The sequence below is a fragment of the Aquabacterium sp. genome (assembly GCF_014378415.1).
GTDB lineage: Bacteria > Pseudomonadota > Gammaproteobacteria > Burkholderiales > Burkholderiaceae_C > Aquabacterium.
Window position 1 is genome coordinate 1 of record NZ_JACMNS010000197.1, and the last position, 4,786, is coordinate 4,786.

5 protein-coding genes are annotated in these 4,786 nt (G+C 63.9%); 4 read left to right on the top strand and 1 reads right to left on the bottom strand.

Annotated features, from left to right (window positions below):
* The 4 genes from H7225_RS16965 to H7225_RS16980 all read left to right on the top strand — a co-directional run.
* A partial coding sequence (locus H7225_RS16965) for a 3-hydroxyacyl-CoA dehydrogenase family protein (protein WP_290663967.1) occupies positions 1 to 753 on the top strand: 753 nt, incomplete at its 5' end.
* Positions 750 to 1,778, top strand: a complete 1,029-nt coding sequence (locus tag H7225_RS16970) for a CoA transferase (protein WP_290663969.1) — start codon at positions 750 to 752, stop codon at positions 1,776 to 1,778. The genes H7225_RS16965 and H7225_RS16970, both read left to right, overlap by 4 nt.
* Positions 1,775 to 2,932, top strand: coding sequence for an acyl-CoA dehydrogenase family protein (locus H7225_RS16975; RefSeq protein ID WP_290663971.1), 1,158 nt, complete (start codon positions 1,775 to 1,777; stop codon positions 2,930 to 2,932). The genes H7225_RS16970 and H7225_RS16975 overlap by 4 nt, the downstream gene beginning before the upstream one ends.
* Positions 2,932 to 3,804 carry a metal-dependent hydrolase gene (locus H7225_RS16980; RefSeq protein ID WP_290663973.1) on the top strand — a complete coding sequence of 291 codons (873 nt, stop codon included), beginning with the start codon at positions 2,932 to 2,934 and terminating at the stop codon, positions 3,802 to 3,804. The genes H7225_RS16975 and H7225_RS16980 overlap by 1 nt, the downstream gene beginning before the upstream one ends.
* Before the next feature lie 7 nt (positions 3,805 to 3,811).
* Here H7225_RS16980 and H7225_RS16985 read toward each other — a convergent pair.
* A partial coding sequence (locus H7225_RS16985; RefSeq protein ID WP_290663975.1) for a sensor domain-containing diguanylate cyclase occupies positions 3,812 to 4,786 on the bottom strand: 975 nt, incomplete at its 5' end.

The following is a 4,786-nucleotide window of genomic DNA, read 5'->3' on the forward strand; positions in this document are numbered from 1 at the left end:
AGCGACGAGACCCTGGCGCGCGGCTTCGACTACGTGCTGCAGATCGGCAAGACGCCCATCGTGGTCAATGACAAGCGCGGCTTCTACACCTCGCGGGTGTTCACAACCTACATCATGGAAGGCATGGCGATGCTGGCCGAAGGCATCCACCCCCGCTCCATCGAAGTGGCCGGCATGAAGGCGGGCATGCCCATGCCGCCACTGGCTTTGCAGGATGAAGTCTCGCTGAGCCTGTCGCTGTACATCGCCGAGACCACCAAGAAAGACCTGATCGCCGAAGGCGGCTTGCTGCCCGCCATCCACCCTGGCTTTGCCGTGGTGCAAAAAATCGGTGGCGAGCACGAGCGCATTGGCAAGAAGGCCGGCAAGGGCTTCTACGACTACAGCGGCAAAGAGAAGTCGCTGTGGCCCGGTCTGCTGCAGGTCTACCCGCCCGTGGCTGATCAGCCTTCGCAGCAAGAGCTGGTGGACCGCCTGCTGTACGCCCAAGCAAACGAAGCCGCCCGCTGCTATGAAGAGAAGGTCGTGCGTTCGGTGGCCGACACCAACATTGGCTCAATCTTCGGCTGGGGTTTCGCGCCCCACCAGGGCGGTGCCTTGCAGTTCATCAATGCCATGGGCGCCAAGCAGTTCGCCCTGCGTGCGCGCGAGCTGGCCGCGAAATATGGCCCCCGCTTCGAGCCCGCCGCCATCGTCGTCAAGCAGGCGCAAGAAGGCGGACGTTTCGAAGACTCGGAAGACGCCCGCGCATGATCGGCGGCAGCCCCCTGCTGTCAGGCTTGCGTGTGATCGACCTCACGCGCAACCTGCCCGGCCCCTTCGCCACGCGCATGCTGGCGGACCTGGGGGCTGAGGTCATCAAGGTCGAGCCACCTGAAGGCGACCCGGCGCGCGCGCTGGGGCCGCTGTTCAAATCATTGAACGATGGCAAGGAATGCCGAACGCTGGACTTCAAGGCCGAAGCTGATCTCGCGCAATTGCGCGATTGGTTGACGAATGCCGATGTGCTGCTCGAAGGCTTTCGGCCCGGCATCATGGCCAGCATGGGCCTGGCCTTCGAAAGCCTGAAGGCGATCAATCCTCGCCTGGTGATGTGCTCGATCACGGGCTACGGCCAGCAAGGCCTGTGGTCGCACCGCGCGGGCCATGACCTGAACTACATGGCCATGTCCGGCGCGCTCGACCAGATGCGCAGCGCGCAGGGCGAAGCCACCTTGTCCAACATCCAATGGGGCGATCTGGCGGGCGGCAGTTCCATGGCCTGCATCGCCATCCTGGCGGCGGTGTTCAAGGCCCGACACAGCGGCACTGGCTGCCATGTCGACGTCAGCATGACCCACGGCCTGTGGGCCCACCAGGTCATGCCACAAGCCACCAGCGCCATGCTCGCGCCCATGCTGGGCAAGCCGCCCGGCGCGCGTGAAGACCTGCTCAACGGCGCCCTGCCCTGCTACAACCTCTACACCACGCAAGATGGCCGCTCACTGGCCATCGGCTCGCTGGAACACAAGTTCTGGAAAGCCACCTGCGAAGTGCTGGGCCGCCCCGCCTGGGTCATGCAGCACTGGCAACGCGGCCTCATGCCCAACTCGCCCGAATCCAAGCATTTGCGTGATCAGGTGGCCGCCTTGGTCGCCACGCAACCCTTGTCGCAATGGACCGAGCGCTTCGCCGACGTCGACGCCTGCGTCACGCCCGTTTTGACGCTGGCGGAAGCGCAACAACACCCCTTGTTCACTGGCGAGCAAACCCGCCAGCCCTGGACCATCAAACCATGACCGACTCATCCCTGTTCGTCGACTATTTCAACGACACGCACCGCCAGGCCCGCCAAGCCACCAAGCGCTTCGTTGACCAGGCCATCAAGCCCCACATCAACGACTGGGAAGAGGCCGGCACCTTCCCTCGCCAGCTTTACCAGCAACTGGCCGAGCTGGGCATGCTGGGCATCGGCCACCCTGAGGCCCTGGGTGGCGCTGGTGAGCACGATGTCTTTCTGAAACTCGCCGTCAGCGAAGAGCTGATGCGCAGCGGCTCCGGCGGCCTGGTCGCCAGCCTGGGCTCGCTCGACATCGGCCTGCCGCCTGTGTGGCGCGTGGGCTCCAAAGAGTTGCAGCAGCGCGTGGTCCCTGGCGTGCTCAGCGGCCAGAAGATCGCCGCCCTGGCCATCACCGAACCCAGTGGCGGCTCCGACGTGGCCAACCTGCGCACGCGCGCGGTCAAGGATGGCGACCACTACATCGTCAACGGCGCCAAGACCTTCATCACCTCGGGCACGCGCGCCGACCACTACACCGTGGCCGTGCGCACCGGCGAGGCCGGCTACGCGGGCGTCTCCTTGCTGCTGATCGACCGCGACACACCGGGCTTCTCGGTCGGCCAGCCGCTCAAGAAGATGGGCTGGTGGGCCTCTGACACCGCCGAGCTGTTCTTCAGTGATTGCCGCGTACCCGTGGGCAACCTGTTGGGCCCCGAGAACTCTGGTTTCCTGACCATCATGATGAACTTCCAGGCCGAGCGACTGGCCCTGGCCGTGATGGCCTACATGACCGCGCAACTGGCGCTGGAAGAATGCCTGGCCTACGTCAAGACCCGCGAGACCTTTGGCAAGCCCCTGGCCAAGCACCAGGTCATCCGCCACAAGCTGGCCGAGATGGCCACGCGCGTGAACATCGCCCGTGAATACTCGTACCGCTGCGCCGCACAAATGCAGGCAGGCAAGCCCGCCATCACCGAAGTGTCCATGGCCAAGAACTTCGCCACCGACGTGGCCGACTACGTCACCTACGAGGCCGTGCAGATCTTCGGCGGCATGGGCTACATGCGCGAATCGCTGGTCGAGCGCTTGTTCCGCGACAACCGCATCCTGTCCATCGGCGGCGGCACACACGAAATCATGAACGAGATCATCGCCAAGCAACTGGGCCTTTAATGATGAACACCACGACTGAACACCCCATCGTCCCGCGTGAAAATCTCGATTTCGGGCTCGACGGCGACATCCCCCGCTTCTGGCTCGACAACGACCCTTTCAAGTCGCGCTTCTTCGACGCCATGTCCACCTTCTTCCCCGAAGGCGAACGCTTCTTCATCTCGTGCGTGCGCGACTATCGCGACCAGATCACCGACCCCAAGCTGCTGGCCGAGGTCAAGGATTTCACACGTCAGGAAGGCCAGCACGGCATCGTGCACCGCCAGTTCAACAACCGCGTCAAGGCGCAGGGCGTTGACGTCGATTTGATCGAGAAGCTGACCGTGTTCGTGCTATTTAGGGTTCTGCGCAAGGTCCTGCCCAAGTCGCACACGCTGGCCCTGACCGCCGCCTTTGAACACATGACCGCGCTGATGGCCCATGGCTTCGAAGCCGCCAAGGTCATGGACAAGGCCGACCCGCGCATCCGCGCCATGTACACCTGGCACGCCATTGAAGAGGTTGAGCACAAAGCCGTGGCTTTTGACGTGATGCAGAAGGTCGCCAAGGTGGGCTACATGCACCGCGTGTTCGCGCTGATCCTTGCCACCATCGGCTTTCCGATCGGCACCTTCCTGGTCATCAACCGCATGCTCAAGGCCGATGGCTTTGGCATCTTCAAGCGCACCGGCCTGATGGCCAAGGGCCTGTGGTGGTTGTACAAACCAGGCGGCTTGTACATGCCCATCCTGGGCCACTTCATGGCCTATTTCAAGCCCGGCTTCCACCCCTGGCAAACCGGACAAATGCACGGCTACGCGGTCTGGCTGGAGACCTTCAACCGCACCGGCGACCCCATCGCTGCGGGCAACGCCTCCATCCAGGCACATTGAAACAAGCTCAGCGCCCGCCGACAAACATCTTCCAGCGGCGCTCGTTCTGCTTCTTGGCCTCGTACAGGGCCTGGTCGGCCTGGGCCAGCAAGGACCGCACCGATTCGACCTCGTCGCTGTAGGCCGCGATGCCCACCGAGATGCCCACGCCCACCGCGTCGCCGGTGGGCAAAGTGATGGGCTGGCACACCGATCGCACGATGCGCTTGGCCAGCACCTCGGCAGAATCCTTGGCGCCATGGCGCATCACCACGCCAAACTCGTCACTGCCCAGTCGGGCCAGCACATCGCCCAGGCGAACCTGCTGGTTCAGGCGGCGCGACACTTCGCACAGCACCGCATCGCCCGCCGCGTGGCCAAAGCCACCGACGATCTCCTTGAAGCCGTCCAGGTCCATGCACAACACGGCAAAAGGCTCGCCAGCCCGCATGGAATGGCGTATCTCCACGTCCAGCGCCAGGTCAAATTGGGCCCGGTTGGCGATGCCCGTGAGGTGGTCCGTCTTGGCCAAGTGGCTGAGCTGGCGCGCCCGTTGGCGACCGTCGAGCACGGCCATGGCCAGCGTGGCCAGGTCTTGCAGGGCTGACATCTGTCCATCGGTGAAGGTTCGAGGCTGAATGTCCGCGACCGCGATGGTGCCCAAGGCATGCCCGCCCGCATCCACGATGGGCGCCCCCGCATAAAACCGCAAGCCTGGCTCGCCGGCCACCCAGGCGTGCGCTTCGAAGCGCAAATCACATTTCAGATCCTGACACGCCACGGCCCCATGCAGGCCGCCCGCATCCTCCAAGCTCAAGCCTTGGTGCCATTCACTGCCATCCAGGCCCAGGCTTGATTTGCACCACAGCCGGTCTTCGCCAATGAAGGCCACCCAAGCCAAAGGCACACCGGCCAATTGCGCGGCCAACCTGGCCAAGGCGTCAAATTCAGCCTCGGGCGCCGTGTCCAAAATCTCATGGGCACGCACCGCCGCCAAACGTTC

Excerpts from the sequence above, each read along its gene's own strand:
- H7225_RS16970 (WP_290663969.1), top strand. The coding sequence starts at position 750 with ATGATCGGCGGCAGCCCCCTGCTGTCAGGCTTGCGTGTGATCGACCTC.
- H7225_RS16975 (WP_290663971.1), top strand. The coding sequence starts at position 1,775 with ATGACCGACTCATCCCTGTTCGTCGACTATTTCAACGACACGCACCGC.
- H7225_RS16980 (WP_290663973.1), top strand. The coding sequence starts at position 2,932 with ATGATGAACACCACGACTGAACACCCCATCGTCCCGCGTGAAAATCTC.